This window comes from Streptomyces sp. NPDC111744 (assembly GCF_055634995.1).
Window position 1 is genome coordinate 180,485 of record NZ_JBVKCG010000011.1, and the last position, 23,160, is coordinate 203,644.

The 23,160-nt window shown below is 72.8% G+C and carries 20 protein-coding genes and 1 pseudogene; 9 read left to right on the forward strand and 12 right to left on the reverse strand.

The window, feature by feature from the left end:
• The first annotated feature begins 179 nt into the window (after positions 1-179).
• The gene (locus ACZ7OO_RS24725) at positions 180-1,691 is read left to right on the forward strand and encodes a glycoside hydrolase family 3 protein (RefSeq protein WP_471507700.1); all 1,512 of its coding nucleotides are present in this window, start codon (positions 180-182) and stop codon (positions 1,689-1,691) included.
• A gap of 78 nt (positions 1,692-1,769) precedes the next feature.
• A pseudogene (locus ACZ7OO_RS24730) lies at positions 1,770-2,138 on the forward strand (glycoside hydrolase family 76 protein); the annotation flags it as partial.
• Positions 2,139-2,290: 152 nt separating this feature from the next.
• On the opposite strand, the gene ACZ7OO_RS24735 reads toward ACZ7OO_RS24730, so the two are convergent.
• On the reverse strand, positions 2,291-3,376 hold the full coding sequence (locus ACZ7OO_RS24735; RefSeq protein WP_471507702.1) for a WD40/YVTN/BNR-like repeat-containing protein: 1,086 nt from the start codon (positions 3,374-3,376) through the stop codon (positions 2,291-2,293).
• Positions 3,377-3,650: 274 nt separating this feature from the next.
• Between ACZ7OO_RS24735 and ACZ7OO_RS24740 the strand changes: the two genes are divergently transcribed.
• Together ACZ7OO_RS24740 and ACZ7OO_RS24745 are read left to right on the forward strand one after the other, a co-directional pair.
• Positions 3,651-4,244, forward strand: coding sequence for an Rv1733c family protein (locus ACZ7OO_RS24740; RefSeq protein ID WP_471507704.1), 594 nt, complete (start codon positions 3,651-3,653; stop codon positions 4,242-4,244).
• A 287-nt stretch (positions 4,245-4,531) separates the two neighbouring features.
• Positions 4,532-5,071, forward strand: a complete 540-nt coding sequence (locus tag ACZ7OO_RS24745; RefSeq protein WP_471507706.1) for a GNAT family N-acetyltransferase — start codon at positions 4,532-4,534, stop codon at positions 5,069-5,071.
• Positions 5,072-5,186: 115 nt separating this feature from the next.
• Here ACZ7OO_RS24745 and ACZ7OO_RS24750 read toward each other — a convergent pair whose 3' ends face one another.
• Together ACZ7OO_RS24750 and ACZ7OO_RS24755 are read right to left on the reverse strand one after the other, a co-directional pair.
• A complete protein-coding gene (locus ACZ7OO_RS24750; protein WP_471507708.1) occupies positions 5,187-7,166 on the reverse strand; it encodes a HEAT repeat domain-containing protein in 1,980 nt (659 codons plus the stop codon).
• 128 nt (positions 7,167-7,294) lie between these two features.
• The gene (locus ACZ7OO_RS24755; protein WP_471507710.1) at positions 7,295-8,956 is read right to left on the reverse strand and encodes an acyl-CoA dehydrogenase family protein; all 1,662 of its coding nucleotides are present in this window, start codon (positions 8,954-8,956) and stop codon (positions 7,295-7,297) included.
• A gap of 71 nt (positions 8,957-9,027) precedes the next feature.
• On the opposite strand from ACZ7OO_RS24755, the gene ACZ7OO_RS24760 reads away from it, so the two are divergent.
• Positions 9,028-9,783 (forward strand): PaaX family transcriptional regulator C-terminal domain-containing protein, encoded by a 756-nt coding sequence (locus ACZ7OO_RS24760; protein ID WP_471507712.1) that lies wholly within the window; start codon positions 9,028-9,030, stop codon positions 9,781-9,783.
• A 662-nt stretch (positions 9,784-10,445) separates the two neighbouring features.
• Here ACZ7OO_RS24760 and ACZ7OO_RS24765 read toward each other — a convergent pair.
• A complete protein-coding gene (locus ACZ7OO_RS24765; RefSeq protein ID WP_471507714.1) occupies positions 10,446-11,240 on the reverse strand; it encodes a pectate lyase in 795 nt (264 codons plus the stop codon).
• 366 nt (positions 11,241-11,606) lie between these two features.
• Between ACZ7OO_RS24765 and ACZ7OO_RS24770 the strand changes: the two genes are divergently transcribed.
• A complete protein-coding gene (locus ACZ7OO_RS24770; RefSeq protein ID WP_471507715.1) occupies positions 11,607-12,311 on the forward strand; it encodes a GDSL-type esterase/lipase family protein in 705 nt (234 codons plus the stop codon).
• Here the strand turns inward: ACZ7OO_RS24770 and ACZ7OO_RS24775 are convergent, their stop codons facing one another.
• Positions 12,312-13,667, reverse strand: a complete 1,356-nt coding sequence (locus ACZ7OO_RS24775) for a nucleobase:cation symporter-2 family protein (protein WP_471507717.1) — start codon at positions 13,665-13,667, stop codon at positions 12,312-12,314.
• 127 nt (positions 13,668-13,794) lie between these two features.
• Positions 13,795-15,141: an FAD-dependent oxidoreductase gene (locus ACZ7OO_RS24780; RefSeq protein ID WP_471507719.1), complete on the reverse strand. Its 1,347-nt coding sequence runs from the start codon at positions 15,139-15,141 to the stop codon at positions 13,795-13,797.
• A 186-nt stretch (positions 15,142-15,327) separates the two neighbouring features.
• Between ACZ7OO_RS24780 and ACZ7OO_RS24785 the strand changes: the two genes are divergently transcribed.
• Positions 15,328-15,864: a DUF6214 family protein gene (locus ACZ7OO_RS24785; RefSeq protein WP_471507720.1), complete on the forward strand. Its 537-nt coding sequence runs from the start codon at positions 15,328-15,330 to the stop codon at positions 15,862-15,864.
• Here ACZ7OO_RS24785 and ACZ7OO_RS24790 read toward each other — a convergent pair whose 3' ends face one another.
• From ACZ7OO_RS24790 to ACZ7OO_RS24810, 5 genes are all read right to left on the reverse strand, one after another.
• Positions 15,865-16,548, reverse strand: coding sequence for a TetR/AcrR family transcriptional regulator (locus ACZ7OO_RS24790; protein WP_471507722.1), 684 nt, complete (start codon positions 16,546-16,548; stop codon positions 15,865-15,867).
• A gap of 136 nt (positions 16,549-16,684) precedes the next feature.
• The gene (locus tag ACZ7OO_RS24795; protein WP_471507724.1) at positions 16,685-17,407 is read right to left on the reverse strand and encodes an HAD family hydrolase; all 723 of its coding nucleotides are present in this window, start codon (positions 17,405-17,407) and stop codon (positions 16,685-16,687) included.
• A gap of 234 nt (positions 17,408-17,641) precedes the next feature.
• Positions 17,642-18,310 carry a phosphatase PAP2 family protein gene (locus ACZ7OO_RS24800; RefSeq protein ID WP_471507726.1) on the reverse strand — a complete coding sequence of 223 codons (669 nt, stop codon included), beginning with the start codon at positions 18,308-18,310 and terminating at the stop codon, positions 17,642-17,644.
• 56 nt (positions 18,311-18,366) lie between these two features.
• The gene (locus ACZ7OO_RS24805; RefSeq protein WP_471507728.1) at positions 18,367-19,302 is read right to left on the reverse strand and encodes a M56 family metallopeptidase; all 936 of its coding nucleotides are present in this window, start codon (positions 19,300-19,302) and stop codon (positions 18,367-18,369) included.
• Between the two features lie 95 nt (positions 19,303-19,397).
• Positions 19,398-19,943, reverse strand: a complete 546-nt coding sequence (locus ACZ7OO_RS24810) for a DUF5134 domain-containing protein (protein WP_471507730.1) — start codon at positions 19,941-19,943, stop codon at positions 19,398-19,400.
• Between the two features lie 200 nt (positions 19,944-20,143).
• Between ACZ7OO_RS24810 and ACZ7OO_RS24815 the strand changes: the two genes are divergently transcribed.
• Positions 20,144-21,799: an FUSC family protein gene (locus ACZ7OO_RS24815; protein WP_471507732.1), complete on the forward strand. Its 1,656-nt coding sequence runs from the start codon at positions 20,144-20,146 to the stop codon at positions 21,797-21,799.
• Positions 21,796-22,356 carry a MarR family winged helix-turn-helix transcriptional regulator gene (locus ACZ7OO_RS24820; protein WP_471507734.1) on the forward strand — a complete coding sequence of 187 codons (561 nt, stop codon included), beginning with the start codon at positions 21,796-21,798 and terminating at the stop codon, positions 22,354-22,356. Before ACZ7OO_RS24815 ends, ACZ7OO_RS24820 begins: the two co-directional genes overlap by 4 nt.
• 36 nt (positions 22,357-22,392) lie before the next feature.
• Here ACZ7OO_RS24820 and ACZ7OO_RS24825 read toward each other — a convergent pair whose 3' ends face one another.
• Positions 22,393-23,157, reverse strand: coding sequence for a VOC family protein (locus tag ACZ7OO_RS24825; RefSeq protein ID WP_471507736.1), 765 nt, complete (start codon positions 23,155-23,157; stop codon positions 22,393-22,395).
• Positions 23,158-23,160 lie beyond the last annotated feature (3 nt).

Consider the following 23,160-nt stretch of genomic DNA (forward strand, 5'->3'; position numbering starts at 1 on the left):
GACACACCAGCCCCGGTTCGAACTCGCGCAGCCCTAACTTGGACTAGACCATCTCGCCGTGTCAAACATGGCAGTTGAGGGCGTGTTTTCGTCAAGAAGGCGGAAATCGAACCCACTTGACACGAGCGGTTAGCCTGAGCGGAGACTCATTGGTCTGTACCAACAGAAGGGCATGCGCGATGGTCTCCAGCGCACACGGCAAGGGCTTGCGACGACTTGCGCTCTCCGTTCTGCAGCCGGGGTTCGTGGGCACCAACGCGCCGGACTGGGTGCTGCGCGACATCGGTGACGGGCTGGCCTCGGTCGTGCTCTTCGCCCGGAACATCGTCTCGATCGACCAGGTCGCCCGGCTGACCGGCCGACTACGCGCGGAGAACCCCGAGTTGGTCATCGCGATCGACGAGGAGGCCGGCGACGTCACCCGGATCGAGTCCGCGACCGGCTCCACCCGGCCCGGCAACTTCGCCCTCGGCACCGTCGACGACACCGACCTCACCGAGGCCGTCGCCGCCGACCTGGGCCGACAGCTGCGCGCCGCCGGCATCAGCCTCGACTACGCGCCCAGCGCGGACGTCAACTCCAACCCCGACAACCCGATCATCGGGGTCAGGTCCTTCGGCGTCGACCCCAAGGTGGTGTCCCGGCACACCGGCGCATGGATCCGGGGCCTCCAGTCGGCCGGGGTCGCCGCCTGCGCCAAGCACTTCCCCGGCCACGGCGATGTCGCCGTCGACTCCCACCACGGCCTGCCCACCTACGGCGCCGACCGCGAACAGATCGCCGCCCAGGCCCTGCCGCCGTTCCGCGCCGCCCTGGAGGCCGGCGTGCGCGCGGTGATGACCGGCCATCTGCTGGTCCCCGCCTACGACACCGACCTGCCCGCCACGCTCAGCCGGCGCATCCTGGACGGACTGCTCCGGCAGGAGCTCGGGTTCGACGGCATGGTCGTCACCGACGCCATCGAGATGGGTGCCGTCGCCGACCGCTACGGCATCGGCGGGGCCACCGTCCGAGCCGTCGCCGCCGGTGCCGACGCCGTCTGCGTGGGCGGCGAGAACGCCGAGGAGGCCACCGTCGGCCTGCTCGCCGACACCCTGGCCGACGCCGTGGCGTCCGGGGACCTCACGGAGGCGCGGCTCGCCGAGGCGAGCGGTCGCGTGCGGGAGTTCGCGGCCTGGTCGGCAGGCCTGCGTCCGGCAGGCCCAGTCGACACGAACGGCAGCCGCATCGGCTTCGCGGCCGCCCGCAGGGCCATCCGGCTGACCGGTGCCGTGCAGGACACCGTACCCCTGTCCGCCGCGCCGCACGTGGTGGAGCTGGTGCCCACCACCAACCTGGCCATCGGCAAGGAGACGCCCTGGGGCGTGGCCGCCCCGCTGGTCGAGCGACTGCCCGGCACGACGTCCGTCCGGGTGCGCCATGAGGACCTGCGGTCACGCACCGCCACCCTGGAGACGCACGCCCTGACCCCCGCCGCGGGACGCCCCCTGGTCGTCGTCGTCAGGGACGCCTCCCGGCACGGATGGATGGCGCGCGCCCTCGCCGAACTCATCGCCGCGCGGCCCGACGCGATCGTCGTGGAGATGGGCCTGCCGGGCGCCCCCGTCCCCGCGGCCGCCCATATCTTCACCCACGGCGCCACCGCCGCCTCCGGAGTGGCCGCCGCGGAAGTCCTGGCGGGGGTCCGTTAGCGCCAGGCGCGGTTCAACTTCCGTACGCGCCCGCAACGTCGACGCGCGCTCGGCTCCTTCCTACCTTCTGGGAGCGCTCTCACATCCATGTACCAGGTCACCGGCGACGGCGGACTGCTCACCAGGGCAGGGCAGATCGCCGACGCCGCCACCACGACCACCCTGCTCCACACCTCCGACGGCATCCTGCGCGATCCGTGCGAGAGCGGCGACTGCGGAGGCGACGGGCCGTCCTTCAAGGGCGCCCACGTGCGCGGCCTCGGCAAACTCAACTCCGTGCTCCCGGACCACCCGTACACCGCCTACCTCAAACGCCAGGCCGACCGCGCCCACGCGAGCGACCGCAACGCCCTCGACCAGTACGGGCTGCGCTGGTACGGCCCGCTCGACCAGGTGGACGCCGCCCGTCAGCAGAGCGCCCTCGACCTGCTCAACACCGGGTCATGACCGGTCGACAACGTTATCCGGGTGCGACCACCCACACCTGCCCGAGCCGCCTCGCGGCCCGGGACGTTGTCCCGCGGTGATCTCCCCGGCCACGGGTTTGCAGGGCCTTTGCCCGGCCCGGACAGAATCCCCCTTCTCTCCGGGCCCTGGGCTCAGGCGACGACCGCCGCCCGGACGCACAGCACGTCCGGCAGATGGGAGGCCAACTGGCGCCAGCTGTCTCCGTCGTCGGCCGAGGCGAACACCTCGCCGTTGCGGTTGCCGAAGTACACCCCGGCCGGATCCGCGTCGTCGGTGCAGAGCGCGTCGCGCAGCACCGTGCCGTAGTGGTCCTCCACCGGGAGCCCCGCCGACAGCGGCTCCCAGGTGCCACCCGCGTCGGGGGTTCGGAAGACCCGGCAGCGGTGCTGGGCCGGCACCCGGTCGGCGTCGGCGTTGATCGGGAAGACGTACGCCGTCTCCGCACGGTGCGGATGGGCGGCCGCCGCGAACCCGAAGGTGGACGGCAGCCCCTCGCCGATGTCGGTCCAGTGCGCTCCCGCGTCGTCGCTTCGGTACACGCCCCAGTGGTTCTGCAGATACAGCCGGTCCGGACTGCCCGCGTCCTGGGCGATCTTGTGCACGCATTGGCCGAACTCCGGGTCGGGGTCCGGCAGGAACACCGCGGAGACGCCGGAGTTGGACGGCGTCCAGCTCGCGCCGCCGTCGGTGGTGCGGAACACCCCGGCCGTCGAGACGGCGACCGTCACCGCCTTGGGGTCGCGCTGGTCCGTGACGACGGTGTGCAGGCCCTCACCGCCGCCGCCCGGCACCCACTTGTCGCGCGTGGGGTGCTCCCACAGCGGCCGGACGAGGTCGAAGCTCTCCCCGCGGTCCTCGGAGCGGTACAGCGCGGCCGGTTCCGTACCCGCGTACACCACGTCCGGTTCGGCGGCCGCCGGGTGCAGCTGCCAGACCCGCTCCAGCGAGGCCCGGGTGTCCTTGGGGAACTTCACGGCGGGCCGGGCCGGTTCGGTCCAGGTGCGGCCCAGGTCGTCGGAGTGGAACACCGAAGGCCCCCAGTGCGTGCTGTCCCCGCCCGCCAGCAGCCGGGGCCGCTCGCCCCGGGTGTCGATGGCGACCGAATAGATCGCCTGTGCGTTGAAGTAGGGACTCTCGTCGAAGTCCCAGGTGCCACCTCGCCGCCGCCCCAGGAACAGGCCCTTGCGGGTCCCCACGGCGAGCAGTACCTCGGTCATGCCCATCACCTCCATGACGTCTGTGTCACAGCCGGCCCTCAGATATCGGCCAGTCTGCACCTCACCACTGACAACGACCTCTGGACCGTCCGTCTTCGCAGGTGGGAGTCGTCGTGTCGGCCCGGTTGAACAGGGTGACGGGACTCGTTCCGGAAGACGCCTGCGCAAGCGGGGTCAGTCGTGCGACCGTCGAGTAGGAGGTTCGCCGTGAGCAACGGGGCGGCCTCTCCCGTATGGGAGGGCGGTCCGGGCTGTCCGTGCGCGCGTGAGGAGGATGCCTTTGAAGGCGTTCCGTGGTCCGAAGGTCTGGTTGTGGCGCTGGCGGCGCAACCCGCTGAAGCGTCGCGCCGACACGCTGGAGGCCTGGGTGCTGCTCGGCGCCTGGCTGTTCACCGTCCTGGCCGGGGTGCTCGGCGGGCTCGCGGCGGCCCGGTCGGTCGAGGACAGCCTGGCCCGCGAGCGCGTGGAATGGCACCCGGTCGTGGCCCATGTCATGGACAGGGCCCCAGGAGGGTCCGGGCCGAAGTCCGAGTCCTCCGGCGGTGAACGGGTCTGGGCGAGGGTGGGCTGGACCGTCGCCGACGGCTCCGCGCACACCGGCCAGGCCCGGGTCGCGGCCGGCAGCAAGGTCGGCACCCCGGTCACCGTCTGGTCGGACCCCCAGGGCCATCTCGTCACCCGGCCCGTCACCGCGTCCGAGGCCCACTTCCGCTCCGCGCTGATCGGCGGTCTGGTCGGGCTGAGCGCGGCCGCCGTCCCCTTCGTCGCCGGGCTCGTCCTGCGCGGCCGGCTGGAGCGGCGGCGGATGGACCGCTGGGACGCTGAGTGGTCGCGGCTCGGGCCGCAATGGGGCCGGACGACAGGCTGAGGCGTCGGGGGGAGGCGTCCGGCAGATCATGCCGGCGCCGCGGGCCTTGGGGCACGCACTCCCTCGGAGGGACCACCCCCCAGCCGCGTTGTCGTCACCCGCAGACGTCCCCCAGCCCTGGGGGCGCCTCCACCGCGGTAGCGGCTGACTGTCCACGCATCCTCCGCCTTGCGGTTGCACGCTCGAACAAGCTCGGGCGGGGGCACTCCCATCGCCCCCGCTCGGCTCGACCGAGAAGTAGAAGAGTTTCCTTTTCGGTTGGGTTGACCACCTGTTAGCGTGCGCGGATGGAAGATCTGGGGTCCGTGGCCTGGCCGCCCGAGCCGATCAGGACCGAGAGGCTCGTGCTCCGTGAGCCCGAGACCCGGGACCGAGCGGCGTTCATCGAGCTGCTCGCCTCGCCAGAGGTGCACACCTACCTCGGCGGCCCGCGGCCGCGTGACGAACTTGAGCGCGAGATGCCCGGGGTGCCCGAGCGGTGGCCCGGGAGCTTCGTCGTTGATCTCGACGGGTCGATGATCGGCCAGATCCTGCTCAGAAGAGCAACGGGGCACCGTCGCCCGGCTGCCGCCGGGAAGGCCGATCTCGGCTATCTGTTCCTGCCGCGGGCGTGGGGATTCGGGTACGCAGCCGAGGCGTGCGCGGCGGCACTCGGCTGGCTCGCCGGCGCGCTTCCCGGCGAGCCGGTGGTGCTCACCACCCAGACCGCCAACGCCGGCTCGATGCGTCTCGCGGCGAAGCTGGGGTTCACCGAGGTAGAGCGGTTCGAGGCCTGGGGCGCCGAGCAGTGGCTCGGCATGTGGTCCCCGGTCACGCCGTCCAGGTGACTGACCGGCAGCGGTTGGCGGGATGTACCGGAGGTGGTGATCATGTGGTTGAGGTGAGGAGCTTTACTCACATGATCGAGCCGCGGAGCTCCCGGTCCGCTCCGGGGCTCCGAGGTCAGTGACTCGCCAGCGCCGTACGGCAGTTGGCGAGCAGCCGCTCGTCCTGGGCGATGTCGTGGCTGCCGTACCCGCCCGGCCGTGCCGTGTGCCGTCGGGCGGTGGCGAGTTCGGCCGTCACCAGGTCGTGCAGCGGTGCGCCCGCCGGGCCCATCGCGGCCAGGCACTCGGCGATCGCGCCGCGGGCGTACGGATTCTCCGACCAGGCGGCCCGGAACACCGGCAGTACGGGATCCGCATCCCCGTCGATCCGCCACAGCGCCTGCGCCCCCGCGGTCCGTTCCCGCACCCGGCCGGATCCGGCCAGGGCGCGCAGCGCGGGCAGCGCGTCCCGTGCGGCGGTGCCGAGCCGCCCCAGCTGCTCGGCCGCCGTACGGGCACTGCGGCTGCGACCGTGTGTCAACTCCCGCAGCAGCGCGGGGAGTACGGCGTCCGCGTCGCCTTCCGCCGACCACAGGGCCCCCGCCGCCAGGGCCGCGTGCCGGGTGTCGAGGAGCCCGCGCAGCACCGGCGCCGCCGCCCGGGAGGCCGTACCCAGGGCGTCGAGCGCCCGTACCGTCTGCCCGACGAGGGCCTCCCGGGTCCCGAGCCCGTCCGGTGCGCCGCGCAGCAGCCGCAGCACCTCCGGCACCGCCGCCGGGTCCTTGAGTGCGGTGAGCGCCGCCAGCAGTGGAGCGGCCAGCTCGGCGGCCTCGGGCGAGTCCAGCGGGACCTGGCCGAGCCGGTGCCGCAGCGCGGGGGCGAGCGGAGCCGCCGCCGGGCCCAGATGCACCACCTCGAAGCCCAGACCGGCGGGAACCACCGGGCCCGCCAGTAACTGCGCCAGGACCGGGACCGCGCGCCGGTCCCCGCTCCTGGCCAGTCCCTTGAGCGGCCCGCCCAGCGAGGGTCTGCCGCGCTCCCAGGTATGCACCCACAGGTCGGGCCGTGCGATCACCAGCGCGTGCAGCTCGTCGGCGGCGGGCGCGGCCAGCCCGAACAGCTCCGCGAGCACCGAGCCGGCCGCATCACGCAACTGGTCCTCCTGGCAGCCCAGTTGGGCGCCGATCAATGAGACGGGCGCGCTGAAGTCCGCCCGCCACTCACGGAACAGCCCGGCCGACATCCGCACCGCGTTGCACCGGTCCATCGCGTCCGGACAGCTCAACTGGCCCACGAGCAGGGCGATCCGGTCGGCCACCCGGTCGTCCAGCGCCCGGTGGAGGGTGCGCAGCAGATACGAACCCTCTTCGTCCGACGGCCGCAGCCGCCGTATCCGGCCGACGAGCGTGTCCGGGTCCACCCGGTCCGGACCCGTCGCGCGCCGCTCGGACCGCTCCCTGAGCAGCCGGACCGCCGTCGGCACCACATCGGCGGGCAGCCGCTCCGGCGCGCCCAGCGCCAGCTGGCCGAGCGCGGCGAGCCGCATCCCCGGGGAGTGCGGCGGTTCGCTCTGCGTGCCCAGCAGCTCCACCGCCCCGGCCGCATGGGCGGGATGGCGCCGTACGAACAGGCCGAGAGCCGCGGCCAGGGTCGGCAGCACCTGCTCGTCGCGCTCCATCGTGATCCGCCGGCGCAGCAACTCCAGCACCCGGGCGGGTTCGTCGAGGAACCGGACCAGCGCCCCCGCGGCCGCCCGCCGCACCCCGGGGCACGGGTCGTCGGCCAGCGGCACAAAGGCCTCCGCACCCGCGCGCACGGCGGCCTGAGCGGGCGGACCGGCGCTCTCCGCCCCGATGCTGACCAGCAGTTCGACTATGGCGCCACGGTCCCGCACCTCCGCGCGGGAAGCGAGCGCGAAGAGGAACGGGACACAGGCGAGCGTCGAGTCGTACACGTTCCCCTGGTGGTGCACCGAGCCGTACATCCCGTCGAGCGCGACCTCCCGTTCGGCCGCGTCCGCCGAGGCCAGTCCGCGCAGCAGACCGGGCACGTCCTCCGCGCTGCCGTACGCGTGCCGCAGCGAGGCCCAGTCGACCTCGTCGATCCCCGTGAACACGTTGTCCTCCCCAGGCGAGTACCACCTGATCAGGAGTCTGCACCACGGCACTGACAACGATGCGGAATCGGACGACGACTGTGTGCGATCCGTCGACGCTCACCGGCCAACGACACCCCGCGGAGGGATCAGTTCCCGTCAGGCAGCGCCCGCTCCAGGATCGCGTCCAGCCCGGCCCCGGCGGGCAGCGTGCCGAACGCGTGCCCCCAGTCGCCGCCGAGCCGGGTCGCGCAGAAGGCGTCCGCTACGGCGGCGGGGGAGTACCGGACCAGCAGGGAGGCCTGGAGGGCGAGCGCCATCCGCTCGACCAGCCGGCGGGCGCCCACCTGATCGGTTTCCGCCCATTCGGTCTTCAGCCGGCTCACGGTGGCGTCCAGCCGCGCGTCCGCTCCGCGCGCGTGGGCGAGCTCCCCGAACAGGGCGTCGGCGGCGCCGGCTTCGCGGGTGAGGGCCCGCAGCACGTCGAGCGCGTTGACGTTCCCGGAGCCCTCCCAGATCGACAGCAGGGGCGCCTCGCGGTAGTGGCGGGGCATACCGGAGTCCTCTACGTAGCCGTTGCCGCCCAGGCACTCCAGGGCCTCGGCCGTGAACGCCGGGCCGCGCTTGGTGACCCAGTACTTGCCGACGGCGGTCGCGATCCGCCGGAAGGCCCGCTCCTGTTCGTCCCCGCGCACCGCGCGGTCGGCGGCCCCGGCCAGCCGCAGCGTGAGGGCGGTCGCGGCCTCCGACTCCAGGGCCAGGTCGGCGAGAACGTTGCGCATCAGCGGCTGGTCGACGAGCCGCGCGCCGAACGCGCTGCGGTGCCGCACATGATGACCGGCCTCGACGAGTGTCTTGCGCATCAGGGTCGCCGAGTTCATCACACAGTCCAGCCGGGTGCAGTTGACCATCTCGATGATGGTCTTCACACCCCGTCCCTCGGGCCCGACGAGCCAGGCCATGGTTCCGTCGAACTCCGGCTCGGAGGACGCGTTCGACCGGTTGCCGAGTTTGTCCTTGAGCCGCTGGATGCGGAACGTGTTGCGGCTGCCGTCCGGCAGCACGCGCGGGAGAAGGAAGCAGGACAGCCCGCCCGGGGCCTGCGCCAGCACCAGGAAGACGTCGCACATGGGCGCCGACGTGAACCACTTGTGCCCGCGCAGGGTGTAGACGCCCGGCTCGGCGGTGGGCGTGGCGGCCGTCGTGTTCGTCCGTACGTCGGAGCCGCCCTGCTTCTCGGTCATCCCCATCCCCGCGAGCAGCCCCGGCTTCTCGGTCGGCACGCGCAGCTCCGGGTCGTACTCCCGGCTGGTCAGCAGCGGTTCGTACACCTTGGCCAGTTCCGGGGTGGCGCGCAGCGCGGGGACGGCCGCATAGGTCATCGAGGTGGGACAACCGTGGCCGGATTCGGTGTGCCCCCACACCAGCCCGCCGGCCGACCGCGCCACGTGGGCTCCGGGCCGGTCGTCCGCCCAGGCGGCCCCCGCCAGCCCCTCGGCCACGGCCGTCCGCATCAGCTGATGCCAGCTGGGGTGGAAGTCGATTTCGTCGATCCGGTTGCCGTACCGGTCGTGGCTGCGCAGCTCCGGCTCGTGCCGGTTGGCCAGCTCGCCCCACTCCTGGGCCTCCGCGCTCCCGGCCCGCACCCCGAGCCGCCGGATCCCCTCCTCGGCCCATTCGGCGCCCTCCCGGCGCAGCCCCTCAAGGAGGGCCGGGTCGTCGGAGGCGTCGTACGGGGCGAGCGGCGGCGCCTGATTGGTGACGTCGTGAGTGGCGTACTGCGGCTGCGGAAACGCGGCGGTCGAGTCCATGCCTCCATGTTGCACTCTCGCTACGGCTGTAGCAATGATGCAATAATGAGCCGCACGTACAGTACGTGACCATGCGCATGAACGTGTCCGCCGAGCCAGTCGGCGTCGACCTGCGGCCGATGTCCGCCCGGTCGGTCGTGCTGAGCCTGCTGCTGGGCACGCATCCGCCACAGCTGCCGGTGAAGGACCTGCTCCGCCTCGTGGAGCCGTTCGGCGTCGGCGGCTCCGCACTCCGGGCCGCGCTCAGCCGTATGACGGCGGCCGGTGACCTGCGTCGCACCGACGACGCCGTCTACGGCCTCAGCGACCGGCTCCTTGCCCGCCAGCGCCGCCAGGACGAGGCGGTACGGCCCCGCACGCGCGTGTGGCACGGCGACTGGGAGATGCTGATCATCACGGCCACGGGCCGCGGCCCCGCCGAACGCGCCGACCTGCGCACCCGTTTGACCTCCCTCCGCCTGGCAGAACTCCGCGAGGGCGTCTGGCTCCGCCCGGCGAACCTGGCCAGGCCCCTCCCGGGTGACGTGCTGGCGATCGCCGAGCCCTGCACGGCGCGTCCGTCCCGTCCCGCCCAGGAACTGGCGTCCGCACTCTGGCCGTTGACGACCTGGGCCACCACCGCCCGCACCCTCCTGACCCACGCGGCCCAATCCCGCCGCCCACCCGACCGCTTCACGGTCTTCGCGGCGGCCGTACGCCACCTGCTGACGGACCCTGTCCTGCCGCCGGAACTCCTGCCCCCCGACTGGCCGGGCGACGAACTGCGCACCGCTTACGCGGCCTACCGGACGGAACTGGGGGAGCCGAGAGGGGACCCGGCCGACTGACGTCACCGGAACACGCCACCTCAGCCAACGCGGCCGAATCAGCCAGTTCAGCCAGTGAAGAGCTTCGGGACCGGGCAGGGCCCCAAACCGCCGTACAACTCGTCCGACCACCGCCACCAGACATGTCGGCTGTCGCAGGCCGAGACCACCCGGCAGACGCGCCGGCCGTCCTCCTTGCGCCTGCAGAGCGCCATGGCGGCAGCCGTGAGGTGCCCATCGCACGGGGGACAGGTCAGCGGTTCTCGTCCGGCATGGCGCGCAGCGTACCGGCCGATCCGGTGCGCGGCGGCGGATATCGCGGCGGGAGTGCCTTCGCCCCCTGGGCGGGTCCGGAAGATCATGCGAGAGTGGGCCCATGACGGCACCACAGGCCACGGTTGCGGCGGTCGGCGAGGTCGAGGGACTCGCGGTGGACGGGCTGCGGTGGCTGGCCGAGTCCGCGCGAGAGACCTCCGCAGGAGGGCTCGCCTGGACGCCCCGGCGCTCCGACGACGAACTCGACCCCATTTTCTCGTTCGGCCCCGGACAGGGACTGTTGTCCGTAGTGCCGAACGACAGCCCTGCCCTACCACCGCACACCGGGGAGGGTCCCCGCCCTGGAGGAGACGCGAACCCTCTGGGGTGGGGCCGTCCCAGTCCGGCGACGGCCCCACCGCTCAGGCTCACTTGTAGGTGATGTCCGAGCTTGCGTACTTGCAGTAAGTCCCGTCTGGCCCGCTTCCGTTCGTGGGAGGCTCCGCGCCCGTGTTGTTGCCGATGTACTTCTGGCACGGCACGATCTTCTTGCCGCTGTCCCCGACGATCGTGATGTTCTTCAGGGTCGCGCTGTCGCCGTAGTTGGTGTTGATCCCGACGAGCGCGCTGCCCTTGTAGGTGGCCTCGATGGTGTTGAGGTTGATCGTGCGCTTGTACTGCGTGGAGCAGTTGCCGCACGAGCGGACCAGCTTGCCGAAGTTCTGCACGGCGAAGTTGGACACGTTGAGCGTCCCGGCGCCGTTGAACTGGAACACCTTGTCGCTGGCTTCCCTCGCACCACCGCCGGAGACGGTGTAGACGTTGGACGACGAGGAGCCGCGGAAGGTCGCCGCGTCCTCGCCGACGTCCTCCCACCACACGTTCTGCAGGGTGCAGCTGCCCTCGCAGTGGATGCCGTCGGCGGCGGGCGCGCCGATGATGACGTTCTTCAGGACCGTGCCGGCCGCCAGGTCGAGGATCGGGTCCTGGTCCTCGTTCTGGCCGCCGCTGCCGAGGGCGCCGCTGCCGTACAGGCGCAGCATCCCGTAGTCCTTCGTGCCCGACAGCTTGATGGTCGCGGTGACGGCCTGGCTGCCGCTCGCGGTCGGCCAGGTGGCCGCGTTCGCCCGGGTCTCATCGATCATGGTCATGCCAAGCGAGAGGCCGAGGGCCGCCAGCCCGCCCGCCAGTGCGCGCGTACTGGTCAGTGCTCGTGAGGTCATGTCTCGTATGCCTTCTGCCGAGGTGGGGGGTCCTTGCGCGGGTTCAGCAGTTAGACGTACATGTGAACAACGTCCAATCTGCAAAACCGAAAATGCCGACACCGGTCCGAATGGGCGCTGTCGCGTCCCAGCGGTCACGCTGCTGAACGGAACGTAGGATGCAAGCGCTTTCTAGTCAACGCCTCGCGCAACATCCGTTGTCGCCGAATCCTGGGTCGGCAAAGTCGTGTGGGAGCGCTTCCATGACCGCCATGTCCATGCCACGATGCCGGACCAGTGCGTCCCTCACCGCGTACACCCCAACGGCACCACCTGCGCGGTCAGTTGACGACGGTCCCACCGTCGCCCCTCGTCAGGAAGGCCCCCGTGAAGCCGCAGCCCAGCAGAACGCCGATCGCCGCGCTCCTCAGCGCCTGCGTCCTCGCTCTCGCCCTGGTCGTGACCGCCACGGCCCTCACCGCGCTGGTCCGCAGCCCCCGGCAGGCCACCGCGCAGCCGGACCGGGGCGGCCACTGGGTGAACACCTGGACCGGGATGCCGCAGCTCACCGAGGTCGGCAATCTGCCGCCCGCGCCCTTCACGGGGGAGAAGTCGGTGCTGGCCGACACCACCCTGCGCCAGACCGTCCGCGTCACCACCGGCGGCCATCGCCTGCGACTGCGCTTCTCCAACGCCTACGGCGACACCCCGCTCCCGCTGACCTCGGTGACCGCAGCCGCCACCCCGGACGCCCAACGCGCCGTCGCCGACGATCTGATCGCCGCCTACCGGCAGATCGTCGTCCGCGCCCATGCCCAGGACATCCGGGTCTACGGCGCCACCCTGCTGCCCTTCGGCGGCAACGCGTACGACGACGGAGCGGGCGTGCGCGAGGCGGCCCGGCAGCGCGTCAACGCCTGGATCCGCGGTCACTTCGACGCCGTGATCGACTTCGACCGGGTGGTACGGGATCCGGCCGATCCGAGCCGACTGCGGGCCGAGCTCCAGGTGGGGGACTGGCTGCACCTCAACCCGGCCGGGTACGGGGCGCTGGCCGGGGCGGTGCCGACGAGGCTCTTCGGCCAGAGGTGATCAGGCGGACTCGGCTGCGGTCACGCTCTCCGGGGCCGGACCAGCCTTCGCCGGAAGGTGGTTGAAGAGCAGGTTCAGGACGATCGCCGTCAGACAGCCCGCGCTGATACCGCTGTTCATCACCGTCTGGAACCAGTCGGGGAACTTCTCGTAGACCGTCGGCACACCCACCGGAAGCACCCCGACCGCCACCGAGACGGCCACCACCGTCAGGTTGTTGTTGCGCTTGAACTCGACGGTCGCGAGGGTGCGCAGGCCGCTCGCCGCGACCGTTCCGAACATCACCAGGCCAGCGCCGCCGAGCACCGGCGCCGGAATCGCCGCGACCACCGCGCCCAGCTTGGGCAGCAGGCCGAGCAGCACCAGGATGCCGCCGGCCGCCGCGACCACCCAGCGGCTGCGCACCCGGGTCATGCCGACCAGGCCCACGTTCTGCGCGTACGCCGTGTACGGGAACGTGTTGAAGACACCGCCCAGGACGGTCGAGAGGCCGTCGGCGCGCAGACCGTCGGAGAGGGAGCGCGGCTCGACCTTGCGGCCGGTCATCTCGCCGACCGCGATCAGGTCACCGGTCGTCTCCGTCATGGTGACCAGGGCCACCACCAGCATGGAGACGATCGCGGACGCCTTGAACGTCGGCGCGCCGAAGTGGAACGGTGTGCTGATGCCCAGCCAGTCGGCGTCGCCGACCCCGCCGAAGTCCGTGAACCCGAAGGGGACCGCCACGGCCACGCCGACCGCGATGCCGATCAGGACCGCGATCCGGGCGAGGTAGGCCGGGGCGAACCGCTGCACGCCTGTCACCACCGCCAGCACGAAGGCCGCCAGCGCCAGGTTCTTCGGCTCCCCGAAGTCCTTCGCACCTGCGCCGCCCGCGGCCCAGTTGCCCGCGACCGGCAGCAGCGAGACCCCGATGATCAGGATCACCGTGCCGGTGACCAGCGGCGGGAAGAAGCGCAGCAGCCTTCCGAAGACCGGGGCCAGGAGCATGATCGCCAGACCCGCGACGATCACCGAGCCGTAGATCGCGGGCAGTCCGCCGCCCGTCGTACCGATGAGGACCATCGGCGACACCGCCGCGAACGTGCAACCCTGCATGATCGGCAGTCGGACACCGAAGCGCCAGAAGCCGACGCACTGGATGAGCGTCGCGATCCCGCACACCAACAGGTCGGCGGTGATCAGATACGCCAGGTCGGCGGGCGACAGCTTCATCGCGCCGCCCACGATCAGCGGGACGGCGACGGCACCCGCGTACATCGCGAGCACGTGTTGCAGGCCGAAGGCGGCCAGCTGCCGTACGGGTGGGACCTCGTCGACGGGATGGACGGGGACGGGGGCGGTGGTCGTGGACACGGGAACTCCAGAGCGGCGGCGGGGGACGACATCCGGTCAGGACGAGACCGTAAGCGGATTGAACAGTTTGTTGATTTCCGCGGTGTTGCCGCTGCGTGTCCTGCCCACCTGGTCGCGGTCGACTCCGCTACGACCCTGATCGCGCCGCCGTCAGCAGGGCGTCCCAGTCGGCCAGCTTGACCACACTGCGGCCCAGCCGGGCGCCGAGCGCCGCCTCGGCCCGCTCGATCGCCTGCCAGCCCGACCACTCGACCGGCTGGATGCCCAGCGAGCGCAGCGCGGTGACCGGGTCGTCCGGCACTTCCCTGCCCAGCAGCGTGGGCGCGTCCGCCAGGAGGGACGTCACCGTCTCCTTGGCGTCGGGACGGTTGGTGCCGATGACGCCGGTCGGGCCGCGTTTGATCCAGCCGGCCACGTAGTCGCCCGGCACCTGGGCTTGACCGTGCAGGACACGGCCGGCCGCGTGGGGCACGGTGCCGGTCTCGGGGTCGAACGGGAGGCCGGCCAGCGGTACTCCGCGATAGCCCACCGAACGCAGTACCAGCTGGGCGTCGAGGGTCTCGTACCGGCCGGTGCCCCGCACCCCGCCGCGCTCGTCCGGCTCCGTCCGCTCGAAGCGCACCGCGCCCACCCGCCCGCCGTCCGCGAGCAGTTCGACCGGGCGCAGGAAGAACCGCAGCCAGATGGCGCGCTCCGCGCCACGGGCGCCGGCCTCGCTCCAGCCGCGCAGCACCTCCACGTTGCGGCGCTGGGCGGCGGGCAGCGCGGATGGGTCGGCGTAGGCCGGGTCGAGTGCCAACTCGGCCGGATCGACGCGGACCTCGGTGTCTGGCAGGGCGCCCAGCTCCCGCAGTTCCTTGGTGGTGAAGCGGGCCTGGGACGGGCCGCGCCGGCCCACCACGTGGACCGCTCTTATCCGGCTCGCCGCCAGCGCGGTCAGCGCCGCCTGCGGCATGTCGGTCGGGCTCAGCTCGGCCACGCCGCGGGCCAGCATCCGGGCCACGTCCACCGCGACGTTGCCGACGCCGATGACCACCGCCGAGCGGGCGTCGCGCACGAATCCGGTGTCGATCGCGTCCGGATGGGCGCTGTACCAGGACACGAACTCGGTCGCCGACCAGCTGCCCGGCAGCTCCTCGCCCGGGATGCCGAGCCGCCGGTCGCCGGCGGCACCCACGCAGTACACCACCGCGTGGTACAGCTGGCGCAGTCGCTCCACCGGGAGCTCGCCGGGACCGCCGCCGATCCGGACCCCGCCGAGGAACCGCACCCGCTCGTGTTCGAGGACCGTGCGCAGATTGCCCTGCAGCGACTTGATCTTCTCGTGGTCCGGGGCGACTCCGTACCGCACCAGTCCGTACGGGCACGGCAGCCGGTCCAGGACGTCCACGACCACTGTGGGGTCGAGCTGGACGAGGCTCTGGGCGGTGTAGCACCCGCTCGGCCCGGAGCCGACGACGGCGACACGCAACACGGGGTGACTCCTTGCCCGAGGGGCTGGTGTCTCCAGCATCCCACCGGCATGGCCGCCTCGACAGGGGCCGCTGGGGTGAAGCGGACGCGTGTCCCTTCGCAGGGAGTGTGATCATGCGGTTACGTTGCGTGTGTGCTAGAAGCATCCTTTCTTAATCTTTCTGATCGGCGCGCGGAGGACGGCACGGTGTCCGTGACGCCGGCCTGGGAGGTGCAGGAGCACACCGGGGCCACGTCGTGGTTCCAGGTCAGCCTCTCCTTCGGGGACGGCGCGCAGGTCGACGCGCTCGCCGTGGTGGCCGAGGGGCGGGTGTCGATCGAGGACGTCAAGGCGCGGCCCGCGCTGTCCCTGGCCGATCTGACGGCGCTCGCCGACTGGATCGAGGAGCCGCTGTTCAGGGCGTGCGGGATGGAGTCGTACGCGGACGAGGAGCCCGCCGGGGAGGATCCCGAAGACGACGCCGAGGGCACGCAGGGCGCCGAGTGCGCCGAAGGCGCTGAGGGTGCGGAGGCCGTCGGATCGCGGCGCGCCCGGGCCGCCTGGCCGCGGGGCATCGAGGGGCGGTGGCTGGTCGCCCAGAACTACCGGGCCGCGCAGGAGAAGGGCATCGACCCCGTCCTCGCCGTCATGTGGGCGACCGGGCACAGCCGCCGGCGATCGCTGCGGCTCATCGCGCAGGCGCGCGACGCGGGCTTTCTGACACCCCGTCACGCACGCCGCTGACTACGACGGGCCGGCCCCGGTCCGGTCCTCCGTCGCGAAGAACCGGGACAGGTCCTGCTGCCCGGCCGCGGCCGCGGCCGCGGACTCCGGGGACTCCGGGGGGACGCCCAGCTCCCAGTCGAGCCCGTAGCGCTCGAACAGCTCCGCCCGCAGCACCGGGACCGGCATCGGTACCCCGGGCACCAGTGCCGCGTACACCGCCCCCATCAGCAGGGCGCGCAGCATCGGGTAGTCGGCCGTCACGTTCTGCGAGCCGTAGCGGGCGACGGTGTCACCCAGCAGCTCCGACAGCCGGCGCTGCTCCGGGCACTGCACGAAGCCCTCCGCCTGGAGCAGGCCCGCCATGTGCTGGCGCATCAGCACCGGCCGGTCGCGTGCGAGACCCAGGATCGCGTCGATGGCCCGGGCCAGCCGCTCCCGGCCGTCCTCCGTGCGCGGCTCGCGCTCCAGGCCCTCCTCCAGCGTGCGGTGCATCAGCCGGTGCACCGCGGACTGGACCAGCTGGCGCTTGCCGGGAAAGTAGTACGACACCAGTCCGCGCGCCGACCCGGCCCGGTCGGCGATGGCACCCAGCGTGGTGGCCTCGAAACCGTGCTCGTCGACCAGCTCGACCGCGGCCTGCAGAAGCCGCTCCCGGGAACGCCTCCGCAACTCTTCATTGACCGAGGCGCTGCGAGGGGACATGCTGGAACTCCTGCGTTGACTGGCTGCCAGCCAACTATAATGGACGCAGCGGGCACCGCCTTGCGCGGGGCCTGTTCAGGGCTGCCGTCCGTCCGGGGCGACACGGGGGAGCGTCTCGGGCGGACGGCGCAGCAGGTCAGGCCTGCGTGGGCGTGGCCGGTCGGCGGGCCACGCCCACCAGGTCGAGCACCGGCAGCAGCGCGTCGGGCCGTTCGGTCACCGGCAGATGGTCCACGAAGTGCACCCGGCAGCCCAGCGCCGCCGCCCCGCCGTCGGCGGGCCTGCTGTCCCCGACCATCAGCGTTTCGGCGGGCGCGGCCCCGAGCACCTCCAGGGCGACCGTGAAGAGCCGCGGATCCGGCTTCTGCACGCCGTGTTCGTACGACAGGACGTACGCGTCCACATACGCGTCGAGCCCGTGGGTGCGGAACACCGGGCGCAGATCCCAGCCGATGTTGCTGATCACACCGACCCCGATGCCCTGCGCGCGCAGCGTTCGCAGCACCTCCGCGGCGTCCGGGTACGGCGTCCAGGCGGCGGGGGCCATGTGCCGCTCGTACAGCGCGTCGTGCAGTGCCGGGTGAGGCAGCGGCACCCGGCGGGACAGCCCGGTGTAGGCGGCCCGGTGCAGCTCCGCGCTCTCGTCGCGCACCGCCCACACGCCGGCCAGGTCATCGGGCAGTTCCACCGGGTTCGCCCCGCCGGGCTGGGCCCCGGCCACCTCCAGCGCCCGCGCGGCCGCCGCCAGTTCCGCCTCGGCGAGCTTCGCCTCGGAGTCGGCGAGCACGGCCCGCAGCCAGGATTCGGTGGACTCGATACGGAAGAGGGTCCCGGAGAAGTCGAAGAGCACGGCAGCCATGCGCTGGACCTTACCCGGGGGTCTGTCCGCGTACGGCTGCCGTCGTGGGATGTCAGTTCAGCTGGGCCGGCGGCGGTGCACGCACTCTCGCCGCACCGGGCGCCGACCCAAGTACGTCCAGTAGGAGGGCCTACGCCAGGCACTCCCCAAGCCTCCGGCCGGGGGGACCCCAGAGCACGCGCCTGACGCCGCGAGGCGGCCCTCCGGGCGACGACGGGAATCGTCACACAGGCCCTAGTGAGGGTGCCCCCGGCCGCCGCGCTCCCACTCGTACGCCACCACCGCCAGCGCTACCACCAGGGCCCCGAGCAGCCAGCCGCCCAGTACGTCCGAGGGCCAGTGGACGCCGAGCCACACCCGGGTCAGGCCGACGCCGAGGACCGACACCCCGGCCGCGATCAGCGCCGTCCGCCGCAGTGCGCGGCCGGTGCCGCAGCGGTGCAGCAGCCACAGCAGGAGGCCGCAGACCACGGTGGCCGTCATGGTGTGCCCGGAGGGGAAGGCGGCGTAGCGGGCGGGGTCGACCGGGTCGGGCCACTCCGGGCGCGGGCGGCCGACGGCGGCCTTCAGGGTCTGCTGCGCGACCGTGCCGAGCGCGCAGGTCAGGGCCAGCCACAGGGCGGTCCACCACGCCGAGTGCCGCCACACCAGCCACACCGCGACAGCCGCGCACAACAGGCGCATGGCCAGCGGGTCCCAGACCCGGTCCGTCAGGATGCCCAGGACACGGGTGGTGCCGTGGTGTGCGACGGCCCAGCCGTGGGCGGTGTCGGCGATGTCCTCGTCCAGTGCGACCAGGGGAGGCCACTCGCCGGCGACGAGGGCGAGCAGCAGCGCCGAGGACAGGGCGAGGACGGCGGTCACGAGAAGCGGAGCAGGACGGTCGCTGGACGGGGGGCGCATGACGTGATCTTTGCCGAATCATTGCCCGAAGGCCAATTCCGCTGACGGGTACGGCTTTACCCGAGCGCGCGCAGTCCCGGCACGAGCGCCACCAGGACCGGGATCACGGGGACCAGCGCGGCGGTCGCGGTCAGCCGCAGCCGGTGCCGGGCGGGGAGCCGGTCCGGCGCGGTGAGCAACCGGTGCACGCGCTGCGGAACATGGGCGTGCGGGGCCGGTCCAGGGCCGAACACGCCGCGGTCCTCGTTGAGTTCGACCAGGGCGAGCGCGGTGGTGAGGCGCCCGTGGCGCCGGGAGGCCATGTCGTCGGCAGCCAGTTCGACCAGCCGGTGCATCTCGTCCCGGAACGCGGCGAACACCGGGATCTGCGGAAATCCCCCGGCCAGTGCGGCCGAGCAGTGCAGCAGCCAGTCGTGCCGGGCCTGGGCGTGCCCCTGTTCATGGGCGAGGACCGCGTCCAGCTGACGCCCCTTCAGCCGACGCAACGCGGCGGTGGTCACGACGAGTCGGGGTGCCGCGCCGGGCAGCCACCAGGCGTCGGGGCGCTCGCCCTCAAGGACCACGAGGCGGTCGGCGGACCTCTCCTCGCCGGGCAACAGAGGTGCGCGGACCAGCAGTTCGGTCCGCCGCTGCCGGCGCCGGGCCCTGGCCCGTGCGATCTCGCGCACCAGCATCGCCCCGCTCCACAGCCCGGCGCAGGCGAGGGTCACCGCCGTCGTCGCCGCCCAAGGGCCGGTCGTGGCGAGCGGATAGGCGTCAGCCACCCCGCTCGGGGCGGTCGCGAACAGATGCCCCCGCGCCGCCTGCCAGGCCGCCGCCGCGCTCAGTGTCATCGACAGTGCACAGCACAGCAGTACGGCAGCCACCACGCACTGCCACACCCACAGGGCGACCACCGGCTCGCGGTCCGTCCAGTCGGCCCGGGCGAGCAGCCGGGGACCGGCCACGGCCGTCAGGGTGGCGAGCAGCAGCAGTGCCACGGGGACCATCATGGCCAGCACCCTATGAGCGGGAAAGCGCTCAGGGGTACAGCCCATTGCGCCAAAGTGACGCAAGCAACGTGTGCGCCGCGCGTGCCGTCATCCGCTCACAGCGCCAGCAGCATCGCCACCATGCCGATCCCCATCGACAGCCGGCACGCCCGCGCCAGCTCGGGCCGGTCGGCCCATCCGGCCGTTCCGGTCCCGGTCGCCGCCATCGCGACCGGAACCAGACGTGCACCGGACAGCAGGACGTAGCCGGTGAAGTAGAGGAGCAGCAGCCCGGTCACCGGCGGGACCCCGGCGCCGCCGTGGTGGTGGCCGCCGGGGGAGGCAGCCATGACCACGGCCATGTAGACCATCGCGGTCGCCCCTACCAGGTGGTGCAGATGGTGCATGCCGGCGCGGGCGCTCCACAGCGCACGCAGCGCGGCCGCGCCGAACACCGCCGCGTACAGCGGCCATGTCCAGGCCGGCGGGGTGAAGACGGTCGCGGGCACGGCCATCGCGGCCATGCCGAACCCCATCAGCGCCTCGCCGCCCGCGGCGCGCCGCTGTTCCTCGACGCCGCTGCGCAGGCGCAGCAGACAGTAGGCCCCGGTCGCCGCGCACAGCGCGACCAGCAGCCACCCGGGCGAAGCCGGTCCGTGCACGCGCACCTCCCCGCTCGACGACGCGTCGATGGATGCGATGCCCCGCCCGCACGGCGCGCACGCGAGCGCAAGGGTGTACACGGGGAGCACTCGGCGGAGTACAGCAGGTGAGAGGACCTGTTTCCGACGGTGGCCGACAGGTGGCCGGGCGGCGCGTTCGCAATTGCTTTACGAGTAAAACACATGCTAAATTGATGACTATGAGCACCGCGACCCCGACCACCCGCCGTCTGCCCCTCGCCGGTGCGTTGCGCCTCGGCCGGCCCTCCGACATCTGGTTCAAGCCCGCGCTCAGCGCGGTCGCCGCGGTCGCCCCGCCCAACCTGACCCTGCTGGCCCTCGGCCGCCTCGACCTGGCGATGTACACGATGGCCGGATCGCTGTGCGCCCTCTACGGCCACAACCGTCCCTACCCCGCCCGCGCGCGCACCCTGGCCCGGGTCGTGCTCGGCATGACCGGCGGTCTGGCCGTCGCCCTGCTCGCCGCCTCGCTCACCACGAACGCGGTCGCCCTGGTCACCGTCGGCGCCCTGATGGCCGCCGCGCAGAAGGTGCTGTGCGATGCCACCCGGGTCGGCCCGCCCGGGAACGTGGTCCTCACCTTCATCAGCTCCGCCTCCCTGTTCGCCCCGCAGACCCTCGGTCAGGTCCCCGGCCATGTCGGACTGGCCCTGCTCGCGGGTGCCTGGGCCTGGCTGGTCGGCATGGCACCCGGGCTGCTGCGCCCATACGGCCCGGAGCGCCGGGCCACCGCCCAGGCCCTGAACGCCACCGCCGCCTACGCCGGCGTCCGGGGCGCCGGGGAGGGCCAGGCCCGGCCCCGGGCCGCCGCGGCCGCCGCCGTACAGGCCGCCTGGCAGTCCCTGCTCGCCACCGGCGCCCGCACCGACCGCACCCGCCGCGCCCTCGAACACCTCGTCGTCCGCGCCGAGGTCGCCCTCGCCGCCCCCGCCGACGCCGACCCCGAGCGGCTGCGCGGCTGGGCGCGGGAGCTGCGCGGCACCGGACGCGTCCCACGGGTGGCCGGGGCCGACGACGAACTCCTCGGCGTAGACGCCGAACGCGCCGTACCGCACCGCCCGCTGTGGCGCCGGCTCGGCCCGCTCGCCCCGCTGGCCGCCCGCACCGCGCTCGGCTGCGCCCTCGCCGGATACGCCTCCCTGGCCCTCGGCGTCGGCCGCCCCTACTGGGCGCTGGTCACCGCCGCATCCCTCTACCAGGCCAACGTCACCCTCACCTGGAGCCGGGGCGTCCAGCGCGTCGTGGGCAACCTTCTCGGCGTCCTGGTCTTCGCCGCCGTAGTGCCGCTCGCCCATCTGCACCCGGCTGTCCTGGTGCTGAGCTGCCTCGTCTTCAACTTCGGCGCAGAGGCGCTGATCAGCCGCAACTACTGGCTCGGCAGCGTCTGTGTCACCCCGATGGCCCTGCTCATCACCGAGTTCGCCCGCACCCAGGACTCCGGGCAGCTGATCACCGAACGGGTCCTGGACACCCTGGTCGGCGCACTCGTCGGCTTCGTCGCCGCCGTCGTGGTCACCAACCGCCGGGCCGGCGATCGCATCGAAAACGCCCTGGCCGCCGTGGAGCGGGCCAGGGAGGAGGCCGCCCGGCTGCTGGCCGAGCCGCACCCGGCTCCGCGTGCCCTGGAGACGGCCCGACGCACCCTGTCCGCCGCCCTCGCCGAACTGCGCGCCACGGCCGACGCCGCGTCCGGCGAGTGGTGGCAGCGCGCACTGCCCCAGGAGCGGGTCGTGCTCGCCGAGCAGTCCGGACACCGTACGCTCGCCGCGACGGTGCGACGCCAGGGACCGCACTCCTGGGGCGGCACGAGGACTACGGAGGACGTACGGCCATGACGGCGACCAACGGACGACCGGCGGCCGACAGCGACGCGGGCAGAGACGCGGGCAGGGACGACACGGTCGCCGCCGTCGTGCGGCAGTGGCAGGCCGTCCATCCCGAGCTGGACACCGGGCCCATGGAGGTCATCGGCCGGATCAACCGCTGCGCCGCCCTGCTCCAGCAGGCCGAGGACACCCCGCTGCGCCGGGCGGGCCTCAGCCGCCCCGAGTTCGACCTGCTCGGCGCGCTGCGACGCACCGGCCACGAGCTGACCCCGAGCGAGCTCGCCAAGGAGACCTTCTCCTCCGGCGCCGCCGTCACCAAGCGCCTCAAGCAGCTGACCGAGCGGGGCCTGGTCGAACGGCGCGGCGACGCCCGGGACCGGCGGGTCGCCCACCTCCGCCTCACCGACGCGGGCCGCGACCTGGTCGACGGCATCCTGCCCGAGCAACTCGCCCACGAGACGGCGGTACTGTCCGTCCTCGCTCCCGACGGGCAGAGCCAACTCGCCGGTCTCCTCGCCGAGTTGCTGGGGCGGCTGGAGGGCAGGATGGGCGCACTGCGGGCCTGACCGCGGGAGGCCGTGGACGGTACGGTGATCCCCGGCTCAGCCCTTCTCGTCCGCCCGGAAGACGCCGAACACCGCGCCCTGCGGGTCGGCCAGTACGGCGATACGCGGGCCGTCCGGCACCGTCATCGGCTCCGCCCGCACGGCACCGCCCGCCGCGACCGCCACCTCGGCCGTCGCGTCCACGTCCTCGACCGCGAAGTACGGCAGCCAGTGCGGCGGCGCCTCGGGCGGGAACCGGTCGCCCATCTCGGCCATCCCCCCGAACTCCTGCCCGCCGACGGCGAACTCCGTGTACCACTCGGAGGCCTCGGCACTCCAGCCGAAGACCGTGGTGTAGAAGCCCCTGGCCCGGCCGGTGTCCCGGGTCGCCAGCTCCACCCAGCCCAGCGCACCCGGTGCGTTGAGCAGCCCGGCGCCCGGGAAGGCCCCCGCCTCCCACAGCTGGAAGGCGGCGCCGGTGGGGTCGAGGGCGACCGAGAAGCGGCCCACGTCGAAGATGTCCATCGGGCCGACCACCACCGTGCCGCCGGCCTCCTCCACCAGCCGCGCGGTCGCGTCGGCGTCCGTCACCGCGAACGACACGTTCCACGCGACCGGTTGGGACTCCTGGTACCGCGGGGTGATGGCCGCGACCGCCGCGTCCCCGAGATGCGCCACGGTGTAGCCGCCGGCCTCCTGCCGGGGATCCGTCTCCGGACGCCAGCCGAACAACTCCGCGTAGAACCGCTTGGCGCCCTCCAGGTCGTCGGTCCCCAGCTCCGTCCAGCAGGGGCCGCCCGTCACCGGCTTGTCGAACTCCATGGC